This is a genomic window from Ensifer adhaerens (assembly GCF_002940685.1).
In the GTDB taxonomy this organism is placed as follows: Bacteria; Pseudomonadota; Alphaproteobacteria; order Rhizobiales; family Rhizobiaceae; genus Ensifer; species Ensifer adhaerens_E.
The window spans coordinates 78,766-101,112 of the sequence record NZ_PNFP01000019.1 but is presented as its reverse complement, the minus strand read 5'-3'; the positions used below and the strand labels follow the sequence as shown (position 1 = coordinate 101,112).

The following is a 22,347-nucleotide window of genomic DNA, read 5'->3' as shown; positions in this document are numbered from 1 at the left end:
ACAACTGGGAAGACAGCCCCCTTGGCCCCAGAGAGAATTGGCCACACTGTCTTAACGCCGCATTGGACATTCTGCTGCCTGCGCGCGCCCAGATCGTGATGTTCTGGGGCGAGGAATTCGTCGCCCTCTACAACGAAGCCTACGCACCCACGATCGGGGACAAGCACCCGCGCGCATTGGGACGTCCCGCCAGAGAGAACTGGGGTGAACTGTGGAGTGATCTGGAACCCCTGCTTCGAAGCGTTCTGGACCACGGAGAGACGGTGTTTGCGAAGGACCGTCCCTTCTATATCGAACGCCACGGCTACCCGGAAACGGTCCACTTCGACATCTCCTATTCCCCCGTGCGCGACGAAGAGCGCCGCGTTCGGGGGGTGCTTTGCATCGTCAGTGAAACGACGGACCGCGTGAAATTCGAGGGTGCCTTGCAGGCGAGCGAAGAGCGACTGCGCGCGATTTTTTCGCAGTCGGCTGCAGGGATCGTCCAGACGGACCTGACGGGCCGCTTTCTCCTCGTCAACGATCGCTTCTGCGAAATCGTCGGCTATAGCGAGCGCGAGCTGCTGACGATGCGAATGCGCGATATCTGCCTTCCCCGGGACGTCCCCGAGAGCGACCGGCTGTTCAACATGTTGGCTGAAAGCGGCCAGGGTTTCGAGTTGGAGAGCCGGTTCATGCGAAAGGATGGCACGTTGGTCTGGGTAGCAAGCTCAGTCTCGGCGCTTCGCGACAAGCATGGCAGTCAACAGCAAGCCACAGCGATCATTGTCGACATCACCGAGCGCAAGCGTGCACAAGACGTCGAACGTCGACTGGCTGCGATCATCGCTTCGTCCAACGATGCCATTCTTGGCATCGACCTCGGCATGAAAATCACGAGTTGGAATGCCGGAGCCGAACGGCTCTACGGATACACGGCCGACGAGATGGTGGGCCGATCCGTCCTGGCGCTGGTTCCTGAGGACCGCCAGGGCGAGGAGCCTGCCATCTTGCGCCAGGTCAACGCCGGCCTAAAGGTCGAACCCTATGAAACGGTGAGGCGTCACAAGGACGGCAGAAACGTCGATGTGCTCCTCAGCGTCTCGCCCATCTATGACGCCTACGGCGCGATCGTCGGGGCATCGAAGCTCGCACACGACATCACGGCGCGCAAAGACGCAGAACGTCTCCAGAGCGTTCTCGTTGGTGAACTGAACCATCGGGTCAAGAACCTATTTGCAACCGTGCTTGCCATCTCCCGACAAACGCTCGGCCACGGCCAGCTGGACGCCGCAGACGTGCGCTCGTTTGAAGCGCGGCTCTCCTCGATGGCGCGCGCCCATGATCTTCTGATCCACGGGACCTGGGAGAAGGCCGAATTGCGGGCGATCGTCGAACAGTCGATTTCACCCTATTCACCGGACCGCTTCGAAGTCTCCGGCCCATCGATCCAGGTTCCTCCAAGGGCGGTCGTCTCGATCTGCCTGGCACTTCATGAACTTGCCACGAATGCAGCCAAGTATGGCGCCCTTTCGGTCGATAAGGGCCGCGTCTCAATCACCTGGACGCTTGAAGCCGGGTCTCCTGCCAGACTGATCCTGCGATGGGAGGAAACCGGAGGCCCCCTGGTGAAACAACCGACCCGCAGAGGATTTGGCTCCCGGCTGATCGAGAGCCTGTTGGCGGCCGAATTGAACGGCACGGTCAACATCTCTTATGATCCACAAGGCGTCATTTGCGAGGTCGATGCCCATCTCCTTACCGAATGGGATCCGCAGCCAAAAAGCCAGATGTCCTGAAACGCTCGCGCTAACCTTCGGGCAGATCATCAGCGATCGCCTCTGCGGTCGAAGCCACCCTCGTTAAAGTCCCCAAGTGCGATCACCCCTGCGTCGTCGAGACGAGATAGCCACGTTCGAGGTCGCCGCGGAGACCCTTGGCGAATGCGGCGACCACGCCCTTTTCTGCTTCGATAAACCCGATTTTTGGGCACCGGCCGCGAGAGTTGCAGCCGCGGCCTATGCACTTGGTCGCGACGGGTCTTACAGGATTCATGCGGCAGCGGTCGCGGGACTGCCTTGTCCCGGGCGGGCTCGCACGGTGCTGATCCGCGCTTGCGAAGGCGGTCTCGTCGCAACGACACTCAAATTGGCGCGAGATGCGCTCGGCAAAGAATGCGCTAAGATCGGCGGCGAAATCCTCGAACTCCGAACACATCATCAAAACCAAGATGCGTAAGCTCGATTGCGAGCAAATTCGATGATCGCCATGAGGCTGCCTTGGCTCAACGGGTCAAGGCCAAGTTCGAAGGCGAGCAGACCGAGCCGCGCAAGGGGCCGAAGCGCGAAACGTCGTTGGTCAGATCGAAGCGCTCCGCGAAAGGGCGGACATGCAGCCCAAGAAGGCAAGGGCCAGCACAGCCACCAAGAAACCCGTCCGCGGTCGCAGCACCAAGGAGGCGAGTGAGGGTATGGCCGGCAACCACGTCGAAAGACATGGGCGTCGGGTCGTGCCACACGAGAAACTGGAGGAGGTCAATGGACTGTTGTGGCCTGGCACCCGTCGGCGAGGGTTGAAAACGTCAAATAGCGTTCTGCGGATGCCGCCGCGGTGATGGAGTCCCCACGCTTCGCTGCGGGGCCGTTACCATGATCAGTTGGAACGAGATACGTATACTCAGCGAGTGCAATGGCCTGGTCAGCCGGCGAACATTCGAGCACCAAGCATTCGCCAGCAATCAGGGAATAACGGGGAAGCCTTTGAGTGGCACGGGTGAGCTCGTTGCGCACGACAGGGCACCACTTGCCGGACCTCTTGCGCGGAACATCCGCACACTCGAACGTTCACGGTTATCGATGAATTGGATAAGCCAAAACCCTGACAGCTGTCAGGGTTTCTGGGAGGCGTCCTCCGGCGAACGGGGGGAGGGGCTGATCCTCCGTGCGCGGCTCCTGCTCGATGCGAAATGAGGCGCAGTCCTTCATCGCGTTTCAGGCATAGCCGGATCAAAAACCCTGACAGCTGTCAGGGTTCCGGAGCGAGCAACACACATCCTGTCGCTCAACCATAGCTTGCTCAGTCCTCGACGCTGATCATCACGCGGCACCGCCAGTTAGCGCTTCTCTTAGGACCAAGCAGACGACCCACTGTAGAGAAGATCCGCCCAGAAAATCGATCAACCCGGCGGCGCGAGACCAGTTCGCGCTTTGCGCATGACGTGAGCCATGCTGAGTTCGCTACCCGTCCGCCTCCTGTCCCCAAGAAGAAGGAAGGCGGACGGAATGCCTGCTTGGCGCTCCCTAATGGTAAGTCCGGGTGCACCGAATGCAGTCGAGAAATGGCAAGCCTCTACGGAGTGGGCAGGGGACCCCACGCGCCCCATTGCAGAAACAGACCAGACCGCTCGTCAAACGAGCACGGGCACAACGTCCGATGGCGACAAGAATGATCCGGCACCATACACGCATCGCATCAAAATTTCTGTGCCAGCCTTCCGGATTCATGTTCAGATACCAATGAACCGGTCGATCCATTGCCCCAAGTCCGTTCGGCCTCAGCGCGGATCAGGCTTGCTGCTGCTCTTGGCCGGGTCGAGTTCGATGTACAACGAGAGAGATCGAGTTCGCCGACAAACCTCACCCAACGCGTCGTTCCGCGCTCCCATTCGCTCTCAACAGGGCCATCAGCATTGGACCAAGAGAAAATTCGCCGCGCCGCGCCTTCGACGTCAGGTCGCGCAGGTAACCTCCAGCCGAATTGATATGTCCTGCCCGTTCCAGGATGCAGGCGACCGCTACTGCAGCATTTTCAGGACCCATCACTTCGCAAGCATCCTGATAGGCGTTCGGGCTTACGCCCAACATCGAACGCACCACGACGGCGGTGGCCATCAGATCACGCCAGCTCGAGATCACTCCACCAGGTGCGTACATGGCGATCTCGGGGCAGGCGCGCGTCACCAGGCTCAACGGAAATGCCTTAGGCGGCTCCGCCGATGGCCGTTTCTCCGGCTCGATTTTCGCTTCCAGCTCGTTTCCAGAGCTAGGTTCAAGTTCATTTAAGGATTCGGTATGTGAATTCTGTATGTGGCGCTCAAATTGGACATCATTGCTGCTCACATTTTCGGAATTATCCAAAAGATCCAATTGATTGACGATCTCCGAGCACAGCAGGTCCATCTCTTCGAGGATCGGCGCCAGGTCGTGGATCGTTGGAGAGCGAGGGATGCGGGCGACAAGTGCCTGATAGATGTCCTGGACCTTGCCCCAGTCGCCGCTTGCGCCCTCTTCAATTGCTGCAGAGATGAGCTTGCGCGCATCGCGCCTACGGATCGTCAGCGTTTCCTTGGTCCGGCGAAGCAAGGCGTGGTCGGCTGCCAACTGCTGGGCCATTTGCGCAAGCTCTTCCGAGCGCACAAGCAGTGGAGAAAGGTCGAAGCCGAAGGCATCCTCGATGGCGCCGGCCCTGTCCTTGCGCACGTAGCGCTTCCCGTTTGCGCTGTCCTTGCGAATGATCAGACCAGCATCAACCAGCGCTGCCAAGTGCCGTCTCAACGTGGCGCCGGCAATACCGTGCGCGCGGATCGACAGTTGAGCATTCGACGGAAAAACGATGAGAGCATCTCCTTGCCGGAGATGGGTCTCGGGATAGAAGCTCAAAAGCGCACTAAGGACGGCAAGCGCACGATCCTGCAGCCCAAGACGCACCCTTGCTTCACAGGCGTCACGGAACACTTTCCACTTGTCGACTGATTTGTTCGACCTGATCTCTGTGGACGCCACTTGCTGTTTTATCAGCGCAAGCGTCATCGGCCGCCGCCCAAAAGGCGTCGTCACACTTCCACTCTGCATCTTCTTTCACCTTTCAGAAGGCAAAAGACGTCCGCTCACCCAATTCGGTGCCAAAAACTCTTGACGGGGATTCGTGGAAATGCGATTCTCAGATTGTCCAGATATGAGAGAGGCTTCCACGACGGCAACGTTTAGGGGGCCTTTTTCTTTTGCGGTATTCCTTTCCGTATTCCTTGTCGAATGAGATCAACTGACAGCTTGTCAGCGACTTCTAACGTTCGTTCTCACGAGAGAAACGTTCGATGAGGGCCGGCAATTCTTTGCCGACGAACTTCACAAAATCCTGACCGAGCGGGCCGTCTGCCGCGATCCGAAGCTCCTTTGCCGAGATCTTCCAAGCGCCGAGTTTCGTTCCGGTGCTGTCCAAAAGATCACTGCCGTTTTCTCGCGGCGGGTTCGATGGCTTGATCGCCTCAAAAGCCCGCTGGAAGCGCTGATCCGACACCGCGGCACCGTTCGTTCCTTGCGAGAGGACCTGACGCACCACGGCAAGAGCACCTGGATCGCTGGCGATCGTTTTTGCAAACTCTATCCAGCGCGGACGACCCACTTTAGGTGCTCGTCCGATCGCTTCGATCACATCGGCCGGGATCGTCCGGTAAACGCCGCGCATGCGAGCGAGCTCTGCATCCGCGATCGACAGCGCCGCATAGATGTTGCGCGCCTTGATGCCGGCATCATCCATTCGCGATGCAAACAACGTGCGCTCAATCCAGGTCAGATCCTGCCGGCTCGCGTTCTCGATGCCTTGCGCGACGACGAGATCGAGGTCCGAGATATCGACCTCGAGCGCGCGAACGTTGCGTCTAAGTTCTTTGGCAGCGCGCCAGCGACGATGACCGTAGACAATCTGATAGCGCCCTGCCGATGATGGGTGGCGCCGGACCTGGATCGGCACCTTCTGCCCTTCGGCTTCGATCGAACGCTTGAACGTCTCGAAATCGCTGCTGTCATCATCTGACAGCCGGTCGGGGTAGGGGGAGGGCTCGACGAGCGCGGGGTCGAGATCAAGGATTGATCCGCCGCCCGCCTCGACGATCGCCTTCAAACGGTCGCGCTCGGCCCTGATATCATCGATAGCGCGATGTGCTGCGCCGACAACGCCCGCGCCAACACGCGGCGACGGGGCAGGGGGCGCGGGCTGCGGATCGTCTGCGAGCTTGTTCTCCAATTCTTGAGACAGCAGACCGAAGCTTGCGACAATCGACTTGCGAGAAGACTTGCTCATGTCCGTCCCCAGCTATCATTGACAAGGCGGACAATCGCCTCATTGACCGCGTCGACGGCTTCCCGGGCGCGCTTATGGGTATCGCGACCGATCTGGCCCATTTCGAGCTCGTATATCGAACGCTTTGCCAGGCCAGCCGCTTCCACGGCGGTACTTTCGATGGCGGTCGGCAAGAGAACGTCGGTGCCAAACATGTGTCGCAGCATTGCAACGACCTGCGACTGCGGCGCATCGTTCGGGTCATGCCGCGTCACGAGATAACGGATGAAATCCTGGTCGAGCTGGGCGCCACTCTCATTCAGGACGCTGATCAGGTCACCCATCATCAGCAGGAACTGGCTCATGGAGGCCACATCCAGCATGGCGGGATGGACCGTGATGACCATGCTTGTCGCCGCATAGATCGCGCTCAAGGTCAGGAAGCCAAGCGAGGGCGGGGTGTCCAGGATAACGATGTCGTAGTCCTGTTCGACCTCTGCCAATGCAAGCTTCAGGCGCTCGAAGAAGATCGCGCCGGAGCCCGACTTGTTCGCCAGGACCCGAGGGGTTTCGTGCTCATATTCCATGACTTCGAGGTTGCCGGGAACGAGATCGACGCCATCGAAATAGGTCTTGCGGATGATGTCCCTGATCGGACGCCGCTCGGCATCGTCGTAGCGAAGCGCTGCGTAGATCGTTTCGTTGGCGCCGACATCGAGTTCAGGCTGCGCGCCGAACATTGCAGACAGCGATGCCTGGGGATCGAGATCGAGTGCGAGAACGCGATAGCCTTGGAGCGCGAGGTAGTGCGCAAGATGAACACAGGTCGTGGTCTTTGCGCTACCGCCCTTGAAGTTCGCGATCGCAAGGACCTGCAGGTGCTCGCCAGGGCGGCGACGAGGCAAAAAGCGGAGTGCTTCTGCAGGCTTCTGCTTTGCAAACAGCTCCCGAAGTTCGTTGATCTGCGCGAGCGTGTAGACCCGATGGTTGTTCTCAAGGCGGCTCGGCGTCGGCCCGCGCCCTTCCGATGACATCAGCTTCAGGGTCGAATCCGGTATGGATGTCAGCTTCGAGACTTCGTTCGTGAGAAACGACCGCAGGGCCTTCTCTGATCTCGGCGGGTACATCCGCGTCCGCAGCTGCTGCAGCTGGTTCGACAAAAGACCGGCGTGCCGCAAGATCTTTGCGGCGGCGTCTTCCTTGAGTTGAACATCATTTTCTGCGCGTTGAGCTATCGCCATTTTTCCCTCTTGGCGGTCTAAGACCGGTTTGACGGCCATTATCCGCCAAGAGATAGAACACGATTCTCCCGAACCGTCCAGAATTATAGGGTTAACAAAGCTTTAACGCCCTTTGCAGGGCCTTCGCGCCTGAATCGGCACTAGTCCTTGGAATCGCGTCGCTTTTTGCCAAACAAAACAAAACCAGGAGAGGAAATTGCGCACACATTTGTTCAGCTGAACGCCCTCGTTGCAAGCGCGATCGTCTCGTCCCTTCGTTCCCGATACCCGAATCAGCAGCGGCAAGCTGACACGACCCGTCGCCCTTCCATGACGAGCCGGCCTCTCTGCCATCGCGGCGGACGATCTCCTCTGCGCAGAGCCTTGGGTTTCAATCACCCCTAGAATCGATGTGGCGAAATCTGGGGGACATTTTTCACCCTGGCAACGGGGTCTTCAATCGTAGCACTTCTCCTCCAACCAGCGGAGGAGAGTGAGCGATGATGATCATGGCCATTGAGAATGGCAGCTCGGGCAGCGAGGAGTATCTCCTTGACCAGATGCATGCGCTCCGCGCGAAGGTGTTCAAGGATCGCCTTCGCTGGCAGGTGCTTGCGCGCGACGGCCGTGAGCGCGACGCGTTTGACGATCTTGATCCCGTCTACATCCTGGCCGTGACTGCAGGCGATAACGTGGTCGGCTGTGCGCGTCTTCTTCCTGCGCTTGGCCCGACGATGCTCTTGTCGGTGTTTCCGCAACTTGTCACCGATCAGACGTTTCTCCCGCACGCGCGAATGGTCGAGAGCTCAAGGTTTTGCGTCGACACAGCCGTTCAACGAACCGGCGGCGAAGTTCTCCACCAGATTAGCCATTGGATGTTTGCAGGCATCCTCGAGTGGTGCCTTTTGCGCGAAGACACCGAGGTTGTCACCGTTACTGATATCGGTGTCGAGCGCATCCTTCAGCGGGCCGGCTGGCCCCTTCGGCGGCTGGGTTCACCGCAAAAGATAGGCCGGGGCAATGCCCTGGCCGGCGTTCTTGATGTCGATCGAGCAACCTTCGAACTGGTCAAGCCGGCCGGCTATGTCTCGAACTTCGGTGGCGGTTCCGCTCCAACGCCCACGGTGTCGTCGTGACGCAGAGCCGCTCTCTTCCCCGTCTTATTCGCAAGCTCGAGGACGCGTTCGGTCCAGCCGTTCGCGCGGCACTCGATGACCCGAGCGTCGTGGAAATCATGCTGAACTCGGATGGAAGCCTCTACGTGGAGCGCCTCGGTCAGGCGATCCGCCGGTTGGGAGACATGGATGCCGCCGCTGCTGAGATCGCAATCGGCAGCATCGCGCATGCGACGGGCACTTCGGTCGACGAACGAAGGCCGATCGTTTCGGCCGAGTTGCCGGTCAGTGGGCATCGCTTCGAGGGGGTGCTGCCTCCGATCGTCGCGGCACCGTCGTTCTCCATTCGCAGGCGTGCCTCGCGGCTCATCCCGCTTGCGCAATATGTCGACGATGGCGTCATGACCGGCAAGCAGGCTCGCCTTCTGGCTCATGCTGTCGCCGAGCGGCTCAACATCCTGGTTTCAGGGGGGACCGGCTCCGGCAAAACGACCCTGGCAAACGCCTTGATTTCAGAGATAGCGGCCATCGCACCCGATGATCGCCTGATCATCCTGGAGGATACCGTCGAAATCCGCTGCGGGTCGCACAACGTGCTTTCGCTGCGAACGAGCGACGAGATCGATATGTCGCGCCTGCTGAAAAGCACGCTCAGGTTACGCCCGGACCGCATCATCGTCGGCGAAGTCAGGGATGCAGCGGCGCTCTCTCTTCTGAAAGCATGGAACACCGGTCACCCCGGCGGTATCGCGACGGTTCACGCCAATTGCGCGCATTCGGCACTTCGCAGGCTTGAGCAACTGACCGCCGAAACAAGCCGGCAGCCGATGCAGCACGTCATCGCAGAAGCGGTCGATCTCGTCGTTTCAATCGAACGAACGGCAACCGGCCGGCGGCTTGGAGATCCTATGCGTGTCCTTGGACACGACGGGACTGCTTATCGACTGGAACAGTATCGGGAAGGGGAACGACATGCGACGTGATCTACACCTTGCGGCTGCGGCCTTCGCAAGTCTCATAATTGTGTTCAGCGGGGAACCGGCGTTCGCCGGATCGGGCGGCGGTCTGCCCTGGGAGGGCCCGCTCGAAAAAATTCAAAAGTCAATCACAGGCCCGGTCGCCGGCTTTATCGCTCTTTGCGCGGTGGCTGTCGCGGGCGGAATGCTGATCTTCGGCGGCGAGCTCAATGATTTCGCCAGACGGCTGATGTACATCGTTCTGGTCGCCGGGCTCCTCCTTGGAGCCACCCAGATCGTGCAGCTATTTGGCGCAACCGGTGCATCGATCGGCAACGAAGCTTCTGTCTTCCACTTCGAAACGAGAGGTGCCGGAGATGTATGAAGCGCTCTCACTCCTTGAGCGAAACCGTATCCATCGTGCCCTCTCGCGCCCAAGCCTGTTGCTCGGCGCCGACCGAGAGCTCGTCCTTGTCACGGGGCTTGCGACGGTCATTCTGATCTTCGTCGTCCTGACCATCTATTCGGCGCTGATCGGCTTCACGTTTTGGGCCCTTACCATCGGCATCTTGCGGCGCATGGCAAAGGCCGATCCCCTCATGCGCAAGGTCTATCTGCGGCACGTCCGCTATCGCCGGATCTACCGGCCGACTTCGACGCCCTGGCGAAGGGGCTGAGGGTTATCCAATGGTCAGACTGGCGCATTTCCGCTCAATTGAACCCTCCTTTGCCGACCTCGTGCCCTATGCTGCACTCGTCGACAATGGGGTGATCCTGTTAAAAGACGGCTCGTTGATGGCCGGGTGGTACTTTGCAGGCCCCGACAGCGAAAGCGCCACGGACCTCGAACGCAACGAAATTTCCCGTCAGATCAACGCGGTTCTCGCGCGGCTCGGATCCGGCTGGATGGTCCAGGTTGAAGCGCTCCGGGTGGACGCCGCCACATATCCGGACCGCGACCAATCGCACTTTCCCGATCCGATAACGAAAGCGATCGACGCTGAGCGCAGGGCGCTTTTCGAAAGGGAAGGGGCCCATTTCGAAAGCCGGCACGCACTCATTCTCACGCAGCGCCCGATCGAGGCTGGCCGGCGCGGTTTCGGAAAATATGTCTATGCCGACCCTGAAAGCCGTCACCAGGGCCTTGCCGATATAGCGCTTGATCGTTTTCAGGCCCGAGTGCGCGAGGTCGAGCAGTACCTGGCGAACTGGATTTCGTTGCGCCGCATGGCGACGCGAGAACTCGATCCGGGTAACGGTTCGCGCCGGCATCGCTTCGATGAGCTTTTTCAGTTCATTCGCTTTTGCATCACCGGTGAGAACCATCCGGTCAGACTGCCGGATATTGCCATGTATCTCGACTGGCTGGCGACAGCCGAGCTCCAGCATGGTTTAAATCCGATCGTCGACAATCGCCACGTGGGCGTGGTTGCGATCGACGGGCTACCGTCGGAGAGCTGGCCCGGCATTTTGAACAATCTGGACCGCCTGCCGCTTAGCTATCGCTGGTCATCACGTTTCATTTTCCTTGATCCGGAGGAGGCACGCGAGCGGCTCGAGCGAACCCGCAAGAAATGGCAGCAAAAGGTCCGCCCGTTCTTCGATCAACTTTTCCAGACGGACAGTCGATCTGTCGACCAGGATGCAATTGCCATGGTCGCCGAGGTCGAGGATGCGATCGCCCAGGCATCGTCAGAACTGGTTTCCTACGGCTATTATACGCCCGTCGTGGTCATCTTTGGCACCGATAGCGCCGTCGTTCGCGACAGATGCGAGATGATCAGGCAGGCGATCCAGGCAGAGGGCTTCGGGGCACGGATCGAGACGCTCAATGCGACAGAAGCCTACCTCGGCAGCCTTCCGGGCGTCTGGTACTGCAATCTGCGCGAACCCTTGATAAATACCCGCAATCTTGCGGACCTTATTCCGCTGAATACCGTGTGGGCAGGCAGTCCACGTGCTCCGTGCCCTTACCTGCCAAAGGCGTCGCCGCCCTTGATGCAGGTCGCGTCCGGTTCCACGCCCTTCAGGTTCAATCTTCACGTCGATGACGTCGGCCACACGCTCGTGTTCGGACCGACGGGATCTGGAAAATCGACGCTGCTTGCGCTGATCGCCGCGCAGTTCCGCCGCTATGCCGACGCCCAGATTTTTGCCTTCGACAAGGGCAACTCGATGCTGCCCCTGACGCTTGGCGTCGGCGGTAGCCACTACGATATCGGTGGAGAAGGGGAGGAAGCACCTCTTTGCTTCTGCCCGCTTCTTGATTTGGAGGGGGAGGGGGACCGGGCATGGGCGGGCCAATGGATCGAGACGCTGGCAGAACTGCAGGGCGCGTCGATCGGACCTGAAGAACGAAATGCGATCTCTCGGCAGATCGAGTTGATGGCCGCATCGCCCCGCAGGTCATTGTCCGATTTCGTAAGCGGCGTTCAACTGAAAGCGATCAAGGATGCCCTGCGGCACTATACGATCGACGGTCCCCTGGGCAGCCTCTTCGACGCCGAGACAGACACATTGTCTCTTGGCGCCTTTCAGACGTTCGAGATCGAGCAACTGATGAGCCTCGGTGAACGCACCCTCGTACCGGCGCTCACCTACCTCTTTCGCCGCATCGAGAAGCGACTGACGGGCGCCCCAAGCCTCATCATTCTTGATGAAGCCTGGCTGATGCTTGGCCATCCGGTCTTTCGCGATCGCATCCGCGGATGGCTGAAAGTGTTGCGGAAATCGAATTGCGCCGTGGTGCTTGCAACCCAGTCGATTTCCGATGCCGAACGATCGGGCATCATTGATGTGCTGAGGGAAAGCTGCCCAACGAAGATATGCCTTCCGAATGCTGCCGCTCGCCAGCCAGGGGCCAGAGAGTTCTATGAGCGAATGGGCTTCAACGAACGCCAGATCGAGATCATCGCCGCCTCGACACCCAAGCAGGAATACTACGTCACGTCACCGGAGGGCAGGCGTCTCTTCGACATGGCACTTGGCCCGCTCGCGCTCGCCTTCACGGGTGCCACCGGCAAGGACGATCTGAATCGCATTCGCGCGCTTTATCATGATTACGGCCGAGACTGGTCGATCGAATGGCTTAAATTGAAAGGGATTACCGATGCGGAAACGCTTCTTGCAGACGGCTGAACTGGCGGTCCTGTTGCTGCTGGCGATGGCTGCCAACGGCGGCCCTGCCCGCGCTGGTGGCGCCACGGGTGCGGCCACCGAATGGACCCAGCTTGCCAACAATGCAGAACTTATCAATCTGCTTGGAAAATCCGGCGTCCAGATCGAAAACCAGGTCAAGCAGATCAGTCAGCTTGCCGAGCAGATCCAGAACCAGCTGAAGATCTACGACAACATGCTGCAAAACACCGCCCGTCTTCCTGATCATGCCTGGGGGAAGATCGAAGCGGATCTTCGGCGCCTTCAAAAGATCGTCGACAGCGGCCGGGGGATTTCCTTCTCCATGGGCAATGCCGACGACGTCCTTCGTCAGCGTTTCGCAAGCTATGCCGATTTCAAGACGGGTCTTCCGGACGGTCAATCCTTCTCTGAGCGCTATCAGACATGGTCTGACACCAATCGCGATACCATCACGAGTACGCTAAGGGCGGCAAACCTGACGGCGGAGCAGTTTTCAAGCGAAGAGGCGACGATGCGCTCGCTTCGGTCGCTCTCGGAAACGTCCGACGGGCAAATGAAAGCGCTCCAGGTCGGCCACCAGATTGCAGCCGAACAGGTCGGGCAAATCCAGAAGCTTCGGGGCCTCGTCTCCCAGCAGATGACGATGATGGCGACCTGGTATCAGAGCGACCAGACGGACCGAGATCTCGCCCAGGCCAGACGGGAACGCTTCTTCGGTGGCGGGCGCGACTTCATACCAGAGGGTCAAAAAATGGAGCCACGCTGGTGAGTGCCGCTTCCCTTGCCCGCATGGGGCCTGACTGCGGTTTTAGCGCGGGCAGATCCCTTTGGCCGTTGGCTCTTGTCACCTGCTGCCTGCTGCTTTCGTCCGCGATCGATGTCCAGGCACAGGACGGGAGCGTGCTGACCGAACTTGAAAACCGGGTCGCGGTCGCGGCCAAGGGTTGGGAGGCGCGGGTGCTTTCGGCGGCACGCTCTCTATTCTGGATCCTTGCTGGTATCGAAGTGGCGATCGCTGCCGTCTGGCTCGCCCTGCAGGCAGCTTCGCTTGACGGCTGGTTTGCCGAACTCGTGCGCCGGATCATGTTCATAGGCCTCTTCGCCTTTACCCTCGAACAGGGCCCCGTCTTTGCAAAAGGGATCGTCGACAGCCTCTTTCAGATCGGCGCCGGCGGTGGGACGGCCTCTCCCGCGGGAATCTTCGATTCGGGGATCCGCGTCGCTTCGCACATGTCGAAGCAGATCCAGTTCGGGCTCTTCGAGGATAATGCACTGGCGATAGCTGCCGTCCTTGCGATGGTCGTCGTGGTGATTTCCTTCTCTCTCGTTGCGGCAATCTTCGTCGCGATCATGGTCGAGATGTATGTCGGCCTGTTGGCGGGGATGATCATGCTGGGGCTCGGCGGCTCTTCCCACACGAAGGATTTTGCCGTGCGCTATCTCGTCTACGCCTTCAGCGTTGGACTGAAGCTGATGGCGCTGGTGATGATCGCCCGCATCGGATCGGAAGTGCTGCTCGGTCTTGCCAGCGCCCCGACTGTAGAAACACAGCACTATGTGACGACGCTTGCCATTGCGGGTATTTCGGTGGTCGTCTTTGTCATTGCGATCTACGTTCCAAACATACTGCAGGGCGTCGTCCAGGGGGCATCCGTGACGGGCGGAATGGAGGCCATTCGACACGGTGGCCAGGCTGCCTCCTTTGCCGCCGGCGCCGCCTTTCTTTCGGCAGGCGCAATGGCTGCCGGCATGACGGCGGCAAAGTCGGCCCGCGCTGGCGGTGACTCGGCGGCGTCCTCGGCACTTCGCGGCATTCGCGAAGGGGCCGCCATAAGCGCACAGGCGATGGGATCGGCTGCAAAGGACAAGGCGATCGGCGCCCCAGGCGCCCGCGCCGCCTCCTTGATGGGCCTTGCCAATGACAAGCTCGACAAGAAGACCTCAGACACAAGCCGGTGAACGTCGCCCGGCGCTACCCCTGAAGCTTTCGAAGAGGATCACGATCAATGGCTGTTAGAGATGGCCCCGAGAACCCCTATATCGCCGCCCGACAGGAGTGGACTGAGCGTTACGGCTCCTATGTTCGGGCAGCGGTCGCCTGGCGCATCATCGGCTCGACTGCCATGACGATTGCGATCATCGGCTTCGGCTATGGGCTGTATCAAAGCTCCAAGGTCAAGCTCGTGCCCTATATCGTCGAGGTCGACAAGCTCGGAACGGCCGTCAGTGCAGGCTTTCCCGAGCAGATCGACTATGCCGACCAGCGTGTCGTACGCGCCCTGATAGCGGGCTTTTTTGTCAGTTTCCGGTCGGTGACGCCGGACGCGGTCGTGCAAAAGAAGTACATCGACCGAACCTATGCGCTTCTTCGCAACGCCGATCCGGCGACGGGCAAGGTCAATGACTGGTTTCGCGACAATTCGCCATTTGAAAGAGCGCGGCGCGCAACCGTCGCGGTCGAGGTGAACAACGTCATCGCGCTTTCCGACCAGACCTATCAGGTCGATTGGACCGAGTTCGAGCGCGACCGCGCAGGCAAGGAGACCGGCGTCAGGCGGTTTCGCGGGATCGGGACGGTAACTCTGACGGCACCGCAGGACGAGGCGGTGATCCGTCTCAACCCGATCGGTCTCTACCTTAGAGATCTCGACTGGACGGCACAGCTTTGACGGGGAAGGGAAAGTCGTGACTTACAGTAGAGCAGCGATAGCGGCACTGATTTTCGGTTTGATGTCGGGCGTGACCGTCCGCGGCGAAGAGATTTCGACGAAGGAAGCAAACGCGACGCGGCTGTCGGCGAAATGGCGGGCTGCTGCCGGCATCACGACAACCGGACCGGACGGCAAGGTCATCTTCCTTTATGGCGCAAGCCAGCCATCGGTCGTCTGCGCCCCGCTCCAGGTTTGTGATATCGAGCTTCAGGCGGGAGAGGTCGTGCGTGACGTGCTTGTGGGCGATACCGTTCGCTGGAAGGTCGAAGCCGCGACGTCTGGTGCTGCCGGCGGGCAGGCGATCCATCTTGTCGTCAAGCCGTCGGAGCCTTCGATAACGACGTCCATGGTCGTGACGACGTCGAGACGCACCTACCACCTCAAGCTGAAATCACACCCGACCCAATACATGGCGCGTATCGGCTTTGCCTATCCGGAGGACAGCTCGGCAAGCATCGCCGATGCCAATGCCCGGGTGGAAGCAGGTGCTGGCGGCGTTTCGGCCGAACGCCTCGATTTTCGATATTCGGTCAGTGGCCGAGCCCGCTGGAAACCGACGCGCGTCTATTCGGACGGACAGAAAACCTACATCCAGTTCCCGAAGTCGATTGCCAGCCAGGACGCGCCGGTTCTCTTTATCGTTTCCGGCGGCCAGAACCGGGTCGTCAACTACAGACTGAAGGACGGCGTGATGATCGTCGATTTTGACGTCGAACGCGCAGTCCTCGTCTTAGGCGTTGGATGGCGTCAGGAGAAAATCACGATCAGAAGGGGAGGGTAGGTGATGCAGGCTCATGCGGCCGCAGCCATTTTCGCCTGCGTCCTAGTCAGTGGCTGCCAGGGCGGCGGCCCTTCGCTGACGAGCGACGAGGCTCCTAAAGCAATCTCGATGCGTGCTGAAACAGCAATCGCCGGCGATATGGCGAGCCGTTTCGTCGAAGCGATGGGTAGCGAGAAGCCGCGTTCGGTCTCGCTGTCGCCGGCCGCGGGACAATCGGCCGAGGCGCTCGAAAATGCACTGAGGCTCTTCGGGTACGCGGTGGTTGGCAAAGATGAACAGGCTCTCACTAAAACCCCTGCCGTTCAGGTCACCTACGGCGCAACGGCCTTCGAGGATGTCGTCCTTGTGCACCTATCGACGCCTGCCCTTACTTTGACGCGGGCCTATCGAACGAGTGCTGAAGGTGCGCAGCCCGCGACCCCGCTTGCGGTCTCACGTCATCGATAGGAAATGCGACATGGCTCAATCGCTGCAGCTCTCACACCCTCCAAAACACATTCGCAGGGTCAATCGGCTTCCGCTTTTTATCGCCGGCGCAATGATGGTCCTGTTCTTCGCCATCATTGTCGCAGGCCTCGCATCGCGCGGAATTGGGCACCGGGCCGATCTGGGGCCGGACAAGTCTTCGGACGGTTCGGCATCGTCCTTTGCCGAAAACATCAAGCGTGGCGTTGCCGACGGCATCATCGCGGAACCGTTCGAGACGAGAAGCCATGCAAGTGCTGTGTCCCAGCCGTCGACCGACGCTCCCTTAAAGAGCGTGGAGAAGACAATCGAGACGTCGCCTGAGGTTGCCGATCGGAAGGGCGAAGTGAACGAAGATGATTGGCTGAAACAGCTCGAGCGTGAACGCAGCGAACAACTCCTTCGGGAACGCCATCGGCAGGACATGGCGAGACTTCAGGCGAGAAACGCAGCGCTTGAGTCGCCGCTTACGGTCGATATCGAACGCAGGCATCATGCAGACGTGGGGCCTGGCGATGCCGCAGCCATGAGCCCGCTTCCTTCTCGCCATCCCGCAGAGCTTTACGCGAGGGCACTTGAGGGGAGGGAAGGAGACCCAAACCTCCAAGCTTCCAAGAGTGCCTTTTTCAACTCCGATATCAAGGAGCTTGGATATTTGCCAAAGGCCGTCGTGCCGGCGCAATCGCCGTTCGAGCTGAAGCGCGGCTCTGTTATTCCGGCAACCTTGATTACCGGCATCAATTCCGACCTTCCAGGTCGTATCGCAGCCCAGGTCAGCCAGCCAGTCTACGACAGCGCCACCGGGCGCCATCTGATCATTCCGCAGGGCACGAAGCTCTTCGGCCGCTATGATGCAGAAGTTGCCTTCGGACAGTCTCGCGTACTCGTGATCTGGACCGATCTCATCTTTCCGAACGGTTCTACCTTGCAGATTGGCGGGATGGCGGGGACAGATGCTGAGGGCTACGGCGGCTTTAAGGACAAAGTGGATCGACACGTCCTTCGAACCTTTGGTTCTGCGGCGCTTGTCGCCCTGATTGGCGCTGGCATCGACATGTCTCTTCCATCCGATCAACGCGACAGAGGACGCGACACGGCCTCAGATGCCGCCCGCCGCAGCTTCGCCGAGACATTCGGACGGGTCGCCGAGCGTACCATTGGCAAGAACCTTGATGTCCAGCCCACTCTGCGCATCAGACCGGGCTTCATTTTCAACGTCCTCGTCGACCAGGATATCGTCTTTCCCGGTGCCTATCGATGAGGCGGAGGGGGTAATGCAGGCATGTCTGGACGTGCCTGCATTACCGCGGGGATAAGGATTTCAGATCAAAAGGCGCCGTGTGGCGGTCGCGGTTGCCTGGGGCAGCCTGCAGACACCCAGTTTTTCCATGGCGCTCCTGAGGTTGCGGCGCACGCAGGTATAGGAGAGATCGAGAATCTTGGCGATTTCGATCGTCGTTTTCCCCTCAGACGCCCACTTGAGGCAGGCGAGCTCCCTGGCGCTGAACGGGGGCAGGCCATTGCTTTGCAGATGTTCCATATGCCGCATCCTTGAGTGCAGGTAGGCTGCGGCAGTGATACCGAGCCCTGATGTCTCACCCACGATGCAGCCACCTGCACCGCTTAGAGATGATGATGTGAAGGTGAGGATGGCGAACCGCCCGAAGCCGGCCGATACCGATACGGTTAGACCTTTCTTCAGCCCGAAATCGGCAGCCTCCGTGTAGAAGCGTCGCAACTCGCGGCTTGCTCTTGGCCGCAGGTCGTCGACCGACCAGCGGAAAACCTGAGTGCCACGCTTGGCCGCCGTCACCACGGGGTCGATCATCATGTAGGACTGAGCAAAGTAGCGTTCCTGCCATTCGGCGGGGTAATCGGTGGCGACAAAGTTGTCGTTCGGGTGAGCGCGGAGATAGGCATAGTGGTCAAACCCAGCGCCTCCTGCCAAATGTGCGAGGAACTCGTTCATGTCTGACGATGCCTGGACCTGGCAAACATCAATCAGTCTTTCGAAAATGCGTCGTTCGTTCATGCGATTTCGCCTCCGGCGCGTATTGGTCGGATTGAGCCTTTCGCAGGCGTGCAACGACACACGGTCTAGATGCGGAGGAATGGCGCTGCAATCAATTGTAACAGTCGCGCAACAAAACTTAACATTGCTCTCCGGACGCAGTTCCTGGCTAACTCATTGAATCTCCACGGTATGGGTCAGCATGTAGCCGCCCAGTCGTACCGTTTTCACGTAGATCGGATCATCCGGCACCGGTTCGATTTTTTGCCTCAGACGCCGAACATGAACGTCAACGCTTCGCTCCGAGGGTCCGGCAAGCCCAAATCGCGTCGCTTCGAGCAATTCCCTTCGCGACAGGACCCTGCCGGAGTTGCGGGCGAGCGCGAGCAGAATATCAAATTCACCGGCGGTCAGCGATGTCGACTGCCCGTCCCGGTTGTGAAGCGTGCGTCTTTGCGGATCTATGCGCCAACCATCGAACACCAACACTCTCGCGTCCTCGATGCCGCCCGTTCCGGACCTGGTCCGGCGCAGGATGCTGTGCAACCGGGCGAGCGTGGCGTCTTCTTCGCCGACCCTCAAGACGGAGGCATCGGCACCGGCATTCAAGCCTTCGACAACGAGAGTGTCGTCGTGTCTGTCCGCGATAAGAACGAGCGCGATGTCGCTTACGGAACGAACCTGCCGGCAAAACTTCAGCCATTCCATTGGAGGCGTTCGTCCCTCAAGCAAAAGCAGGTCAAACCTGCGGATCGTCAAGAGCCGAAGGGCCATTGTGGCGTTGGTGACCTGGACGTCGTAACCATGGCTGGTGAGGAGCGAGGCAAATCGTCGACGCGTATCTTTGTCCTCAATGACTGCCAGGACGGGTCTTGAACGGCCCGCGTTCCGCTTTTTTCTGGGCAACGAACCTCCCGCAAAGTCGGCATCGGCTGTGATTGCCATGCAACCTGTTGGGGAGCTAACGCTGCAAAAAGGCCGGGCTCAATGCACAAAAGTGTTCCTTAACGGTATCGCTGACGACAAATTCGGCACAGATTATGGCAGTTCGCCGATGCAGGATCGAAGCGCTGCCGGTCCCTTCTGACGGGCATCACGCCCCGTGACGTACGACCTCTTGCCACGACGGGCCACGCTCCCGCGCCTCGTAACAGGCGTCGGCAAGTATGTCTGCCTGTCGCGTCTGTTGCATCGCCTGCAAGAGCGACGAGGCTTGATGACAGAAGCTATTCCCGCATGGCAGAGGCGCTTACGTTCTGATGTTTTCGCGGAACCATTACAACTCTCCCTATGCCCGGGTTGAGCGATGTGCCTCTACGCGGAAGGATGTCGTCGCCAAACATGCGGTCGGCCGCGATCTAATCCATGGTCTCCTCGGCCGATGGAAGGAGCGTTTCATTCCGATCGCCAATACCGGCATCGGTCGAAGCATTTGCGCAGGATCCGGCCAAGAAATGCGGACACAGAAGACATAACGGTCCCGGCTCCCGCCTTGCCGGCGCCGAATTACAGTCCGGCCCGCTCAGCTTCGATAGACCTGCTTTGGCTGACCCGATACCCGTCGCAAGCTCGTGGTTCGACATCGCGTTTCTCCTTCCAAGCATTTCGATCATCGATCAGCCTGTTTGAAGCCTCCAATCGAACGCGCACTGCATTCATGCGGCACGGCGATCAATTTTCGCCTCAGGGGAAAGCGCTTCCGATTTTTCGCAACAATTCTTAATGGAAATTCGAGCCGCAAACCGTTGTGAATAAAACCAGTGCGTGCAATCCTTGGCCATTGCGTCAAGCACCGCGACCGGAGGCAAGCGATGCCTATCGCCGAAAACGGACCCTTGATCGTGGTGAGCTCGCGTGATGCGGGCTTCAGCCTTACGCATCGCCACATTCTAGCGGCAGCGGGATACGCCACCGACCTGTCGCTCGGCACCGAAGATTTCGCATCGATCACTGTTGGAAGATCCGTCGGGGCCGTGCTGATCGATGCCACTGATGCCGGTGCGGCAGGCTTCTGCCAGAGCCTCAGGCAGGACACCTCAACAAGGCCGGCTGCGATCGTCGCACTGTTGCGCGCCAGAGCGGCCGGGGCATTTCCGGCACTCATCCGCGCCGGTGCTGACGAGGTGTTCGTCTGCCCGGTTGAACCTCAACGCTACCTCGATGCGTTCAAGCACCATCTGTCGGCCCTCGATGGCACGCGCGCCAGGACTGCATCGCGCCATGCCGGCGGGCTTGCGGTCGATCTTCAAGGCCACCGCGCCTCGTGGCGCGGAGAGCCGTTTCATCTTGGCCTCCTCGAGTTTCGAGTGCTCGCGACATTGATCGGGGGAACCGACAAGGTGCACACGCGGCGCGAACTGATCGAACAGGCCTGGCCGAGCGGGATCTTCGTCGATCCACGAACTGTCAACGTTCACGTCGCCAGGCTTCGAAAAGCGCTCCTTGCCACGACCGGCTACGAGTGGATCCGCACTGTGCGCGGCGTCGGCTACGGATGGGCGGCGCTTGCTCCCGGCCTCGATCACCCCTCGGACTATTAGCAGCTCCTGGAGGCATGACATGGACACGGTCATCGTCAATGGCAGTCTGATCACCGGAGACAGCATCACCTTCCTTGAAAGGGCGAGCGTCAGGATTAGAGGAACGGCGATCCTCGACGTGACGCCTTACGAAACGACGGGAGGCGCTGGCGACCGTATTATCGATGCCGCCGGAGCAGTTATCCTGCCCGGCATCATCAATGCGCACGCACATGGCTGCATTGCCGGCCCTTCGATGCCATCGGGGGCATTGCCACTTTCAGCGGGGGACGTCTCCTATCAACGCAACCGCCATCTCTTGAGCGGCACGACCACGCTGCTGAACGTTTGCGGCCTCTCCACTCCGGATGAGATCGGGTCCGAAGCACTCGCGCCTCATCCGTTGGACATCCATGTTTCGACCGCCCATACCGCAAGCAGCATCGACGCCGCGAAGGTGGCGGACGGCGCGGGGCTGTCGTCGCACCATCTCTCGGCGACGATAGACGACATGCTTGCGAAGGGCGCAAAGGCGCTTGGAGAAGCAGGCGGCGGTCAAACGCTCGGCGGTGGCGCCCAGGACTATCGATATTTGCCGCAAGCCATCGAGCAGGCGATCGGCGTCGCTATCCACCCGAAGGTCGCCCGATTGTTCAAGGAGGCGGTTCTCGGGCGCAGGTTGGATGGTGGCGAGGCTGGGACCGACGATGAACTTGAAGCGCTTCTTGAGCGCCATGCCCTGGCCGGCCGCCTGACCGCCGCGGAGCTTCGCGGGCTCGTCATCAACACTGTCATGCCACCCGTTCACCTCGCGATGAAGGGCCTTGAGGAAGTCGCCGCCCAATCCGAGCGCGTCGAAAGGGCAGCGATATTCCACAATGCCCCACCAACGGCAGCAATCCTCGTGCGCCTCGCCGAAACCTACCCGCGCGCCCGGATGATCGCGGGGCATTCCAACCACCCGACGTTCCTGCCTGAAGAGGCCGTGGCAACGGCCAGACTGCTCAAAGAAAGGGGCGTAACGATCGATGCATCGACGCTCGACTGCGTCACGACGAGATGGCGCAACGGCCCGGAAAACCTTGATCTTCTGGCGGCCGAAGGACTGATCGATACGCTGTCCACGGATTATGCCGGCGGCGATTGGGACACGATCCTCTCAGCGATCCAGCGCATCATCGCAAAGAAGGAGATGCTGGCGCCGCAGGCCGTGGCGCTTGCGACCGGCAACGTCGCCAGGGCAATCCCGGAGCTTGCCGGCGACCGTGGATTGATCGAGAAGAACAAGCAGGCAGACATCGTCATATGCGACGCCCACAACCTTGCCCGCGTTCGGCATGTCATCGCGAAGGGCCGCCTTGTCGTTGAAAATGCGCGCATCCTTTGACGGCAGCA

General features: G+C 59.9%; 19 protein-coding genes. 14 read left to right on the top strand and 5 right to left on the bottom strand.

Translation table 11 applies throughout. The features are described from left to right. Positions 1-62: 62 nt before the first annotated feature. Complete coding sequence (locus tag C1A35_RS29830) at positions 63-1,778, top strand: PAS domain S-box protein (RefSeq protein ID WP_440271576.1); 1,716 nt, start codon at positions 63-65, stop codon at positions 1,776-1,778. A gap of 1,836 nt (positions 1,779-3,614) precedes the next feature. Here C1A35_RS29830 and repC read toward each other — a convergent pair. From repC to repA, 3 genes are all read right to left on the bottom strand, one after another. After that, entirely contained in the window at positions 3,615-4,829 is a 1,215-nt protein-coding gene (repC, locus tag C1A35_RS29820) for a plasmid replication protein RepC (protein ID WP_104667858.1), read from the bottom strand. Positions 4,830-5,040: 211 nt separating this feature from the next. Continuing rightward, positions 5,041-6,057 carry a plasmid partitioning protein RepB gene (gene repB / locus C1A35_RS29815; RefSeq protein ID WP_104667857.1) on the bottom strand — a complete coding sequence of 339 codons (1,017 nt, stop codon included), beginning with the start codon at positions 6,055-6,057 and terminating at the stop codon, positions 5,041-5,043. Then, entirely contained in the window at positions 6,054-7,316 is a 1,263-nt protein-coding gene (gene repA / locus C1A35_RS29810) for a plasmid partitioning protein RepA (RefSeq protein ID WP_104667856.1), read from the bottom strand. Before repA ends, repB begins: the two co-directional genes overlap by 4 nt. A 440-nt stretch (positions 7,317-7,756) precedes the next feature. Between repA and C1A35_RS29805 the strand changes: the two genes are divergently transcribed. From C1A35_RS29805 to trbI, 11 genes are read left to right on the top strand one after another with little or no spacing between them, the layout of a single operon-like run. Next, positions 7,757-8,392 (top strand): acyl-homoserine-lactone synthase, encoded by a 636-nt coding sequence (locus tag C1A35_RS29805; RefSeq protein WP_104667855.1) that lies wholly within the window; start codon positions 7,757-7,759, stop codon positions 8,390-8,392. Further along, complete coding sequence (gene trbB, locus C1A35_RS29800) at positions 8,389-9,354, top strand: P-type conjugative transfer ATPase TrbB (protein WP_104667854.1); 966 nt, start codon at positions 8,389-8,391, stop codon at positions 9,352-9,354. Before C1A35_RS29805 ends, trbB begins: the two co-directional genes overlap by 4 nt. Beyond that, positions 9,344-9,712 (top strand): TrbC/VirB2 family protein, encoded by a 369-nt coding sequence (locus C1A35_RS29795; RefSeq protein ID WP_104667853.1) that lies wholly within the window; start codon positions 9,344-9,346, stop codon positions 9,710-9,712. Before trbB ends, C1A35_RS29795 begins: the two co-directional genes overlap by 11 nt. Beyond that, on the top strand, positions 9,705-10,004 hold the full coding sequence (locus C1A35_RS29790) for a conjugal transfer protein TrbD (RefSeq protein ID WP_104667852.1): 300 nt from the start codon (positions 9,705-9,707) through the stop codon (positions 10,002-10,004). The genes C1A35_RS29795 and C1A35_RS29790 overlap by 8 nt, the downstream gene beginning before the upstream one ends. Positions 10,005-10,014: 10 nt before the next feature. Then, positions 10,015-12,465: a conjugal transfer protein TrbE gene (locus tag C1A35_RS29785; protein ID WP_104667851.1), complete on the top strand. Its 2,451-nt coding sequence runs from the start codon at positions 10,015-10,017 to the stop codon at positions 12,463-12,465. Continuing rightward, positions 12,437-13,234 (top strand): P-type conjugative transfer protein TrbJ, encoded by a 798-nt coding sequence (trbJ, locus tag C1A35_RS29780; RefSeq protein ID WP_104667850.1) that lies wholly within the window; start codon positions 12,437-12,439, stop codon positions 13,232-13,234. Before C1A35_RS29785 ends, trbJ begins: the two co-directional genes overlap by 29 nt. A gap of 20 nt (positions 13,235-13,254) precedes the next feature. Beyond that, positions 13,255-14,424, top strand: coding sequence for a P-type conjugative transfer protein TrbL (gene trbL / locus C1A35_RS29775; protein WP_104667849.1), 1,170 nt, complete (start codon positions 13,255-13,257; stop codon positions 14,422-14,424). Between the two features lie 47 nt (positions 14,425-14,471). After that, positions 14,472-15,134, top strand: coding sequence for a conjugal transfer protein TrbF (gene trbF / locus C1A35_RS29770; protein ID WP_104667848.1), 663 nt, complete (start codon positions 14,472-14,474; stop codon positions 15,132-15,134). A 16-nt stretch (positions 15,135-15,150) separates the two neighbouring features. Further along, positions 15,151-15,957, top strand: a complete 807-nt coding sequence (gene trbG / locus C1A35_RS29765; RefSeq protein ID WP_440271575.1) for a P-type conjugative transfer protein TrbG — start codon at positions 15,151-15,153, stop codon at positions 15,955-15,957. 3 nt (positions 15,958-15,960) lie between these two features. After that, positions 15,961-16,404: a conjugal transfer protein TrbH gene (locus tag C1A35_RS29760; protein WP_104667846.1), complete on the top strand. Its 444-nt coding sequence runs from the start codon at positions 15,961-15,963 to the stop codon at positions 16,402-16,404. 10 nt (positions 16,405-16,414) lie between these two features. Next, positions 16,415-17,683: an IncP-type conjugal transfer protein TrbI gene (trbI, locus tag C1A35_RS29755; protein WP_104667845.1), complete on the top strand. Its 1,269-nt coding sequence runs from the start codon at positions 16,415-16,417 to the stop codon at positions 17,681-17,683. Between the two features lie 60 nt (positions 17,684-17,743). On the opposite strand, the gene C1A35_RS29750 is transcribed toward trbI, so the two are convergent. Further along, positions 17,744-18,454, bottom strand: a complete 711-nt coding sequence (locus tag C1A35_RS29750; protein WP_104667844.1) for an autoinducer binding domain-containing protein — start codon at positions 18,452-18,454, stop codon at positions 17,744-17,746. 153 nt (positions 18,455-18,607) lie between these two features. Beyond that, positions 18,608-19,378, bottom strand: a complete 771-nt coding sequence (locus C1A35_RS29745; RefSeq protein WP_104667843.1) for a response regulator transcription factor — start codon at positions 19,376-19,378, stop codon at positions 18,608-18,610. An 866-nt stretch (positions 19,379-20,244) separates the two neighbouring features. Here C1A35_RS29745 and C1A35_RS29740 point away from each other — a divergent pair. Both C1A35_RS29740 and C1A35_RS29735 read left to right on the top strand, forming a co-directional pair. Beyond that, positions 20,245-20,973: a winged helix-turn-helix domain-containing protein gene (locus C1A35_RS29740; protein ID WP_104667842.1), complete on the top strand. Its 729-nt coding sequence runs from the start codon at positions 20,245-20,247 to the stop codon at positions 20,971-20,973. Between the two features lie 19 nt (positions 20,974-20,992). Further along, entirely contained in the window at positions 20,993-22,339 is a 1,347-nt protein-coding gene (locus tag C1A35_RS29735) for an amidohydrolase family protein (RefSeq protein ID WP_104667841.1), read from the top strand. The last annotated feature ends 8 nt before the right edge of the window (positions 22,340-22,347 follow it).

What these genes read in the sequence shown, in the direction of transcription:
- C1A35_RS29785 (WP_104667851.1), top strand. Translation starts at nt 10,015, where the DNA reads ATGGTCAGACTGGCGCATTTCCGCTCAATTGAACCCTCCTTTGCCGAC.
- C1A35_RS29790 (WP_104667852.1), top strand. Translation starts at nt 9,705, where the DNA reads ATGTATGAAGCGCTCTCACTCCTTGAGCGAAACCGTATCCATCGTGCC.
- trbL (WP_104667849.1), top strand. Translation starts at nt 13,255, where the DNA reads ATGGGGCCTGACTGCGGTTTTAGCGCGGGCAGATCCCTTTGGCCGTTG.
- trbJ (WP_104667850.1), top strand. Translation starts at nt 12,437, where the DNA reads ATGCGGAAACGCTTCTTGCAGACGGCTGAACTGGCGGTCCTGTTGCTG.
- trbF (WP_104667848.1), top strand. Translation starts at nt 14,472, where the DNA reads ATGGCTGTTAGAGATGGCCCCGAGAACCCCTATATCGCCGCCCGACAG.
- C1A35_RS29805 (WP_104667855.1), top strand. Translation starts at nt 7,757, where the DNA reads ATGATGATCATGGCCATTGAGAATGGCAGCTCGGGCAGCGAGGAGTAT.
- repC (WP_104667858.1), bottom strand. Translation starts at nt 4,829, where the DNA reads ATGCAGAGTGGAAGTGTGACGACGCCTTTTGGGCGGCGGCCGATGACG.
- C1A35_RS29745 (WP_104667843.1), bottom strand. Translation starts at nt 19,378, where the DNA reads ATGGCAATCACAGCCGATGCCGACTTTGCGGGAGGTTCGTTGCCCAGA.
- repB (WP_104667857.1), bottom strand. Translation starts at nt 6,057, where the DNA reads ATGAGCAAGTCTTCTCGCAAGTCGATTGTCGCAAGCTTCGGTCTGCTG.
- C1A35_RS29735 (WP_104667841.1), top strand. Translation starts at nt 20,993, where the DNA reads ATGGACACGGTCATCGTCAATGGCAGTCTGATCACCGGAGACAGCATC.
- trbI (WP_104667845.1), top strand. Translation starts at nt 16,415, where the DNA reads ATGGCTCAATCGCTGCAGCTCTCACACCCTCCAAAACACATTCGCAGG.
- C1A35_RS29795 (WP_104667853.1), top strand. Translation starts at nt 9,344, where the DNA reads ATGCGACGTGATCTACACCTTGCGGCTGCGGCCTTCGCAAGTCTCATA.
- repA (WP_104667856.1), bottom strand. Translation starts at nt 7,316, where the DNA reads ATGGCCGTCAAACCGGTCTTAGACCGCCAAGAGGGAAAAATGGCGATA.
- C1A35_RS29760 (WP_104667846.1), top strand. Translation starts at nt 15,961, where the DNA reads ATGCAGGCTCATGCGGCCGCAGCCATTTTCGCCTGCGTCCTAGTCAGT.
- C1A35_RS29750 (WP_104667844.1), bottom strand. Translation starts at nt 18,454, where the DNA reads ATGAACGAACGACGCATTTTCGAAAGACTGATTGATGTTTGCCAGGTC.
- C1A35_RS29740 (WP_104667842.1), top strand. Translation starts at nt 20,245, where the DNA reads ATGCCTATCGCCGAAAACGGACCCTTGATCGTGGTGAGCTCGCGTGAT.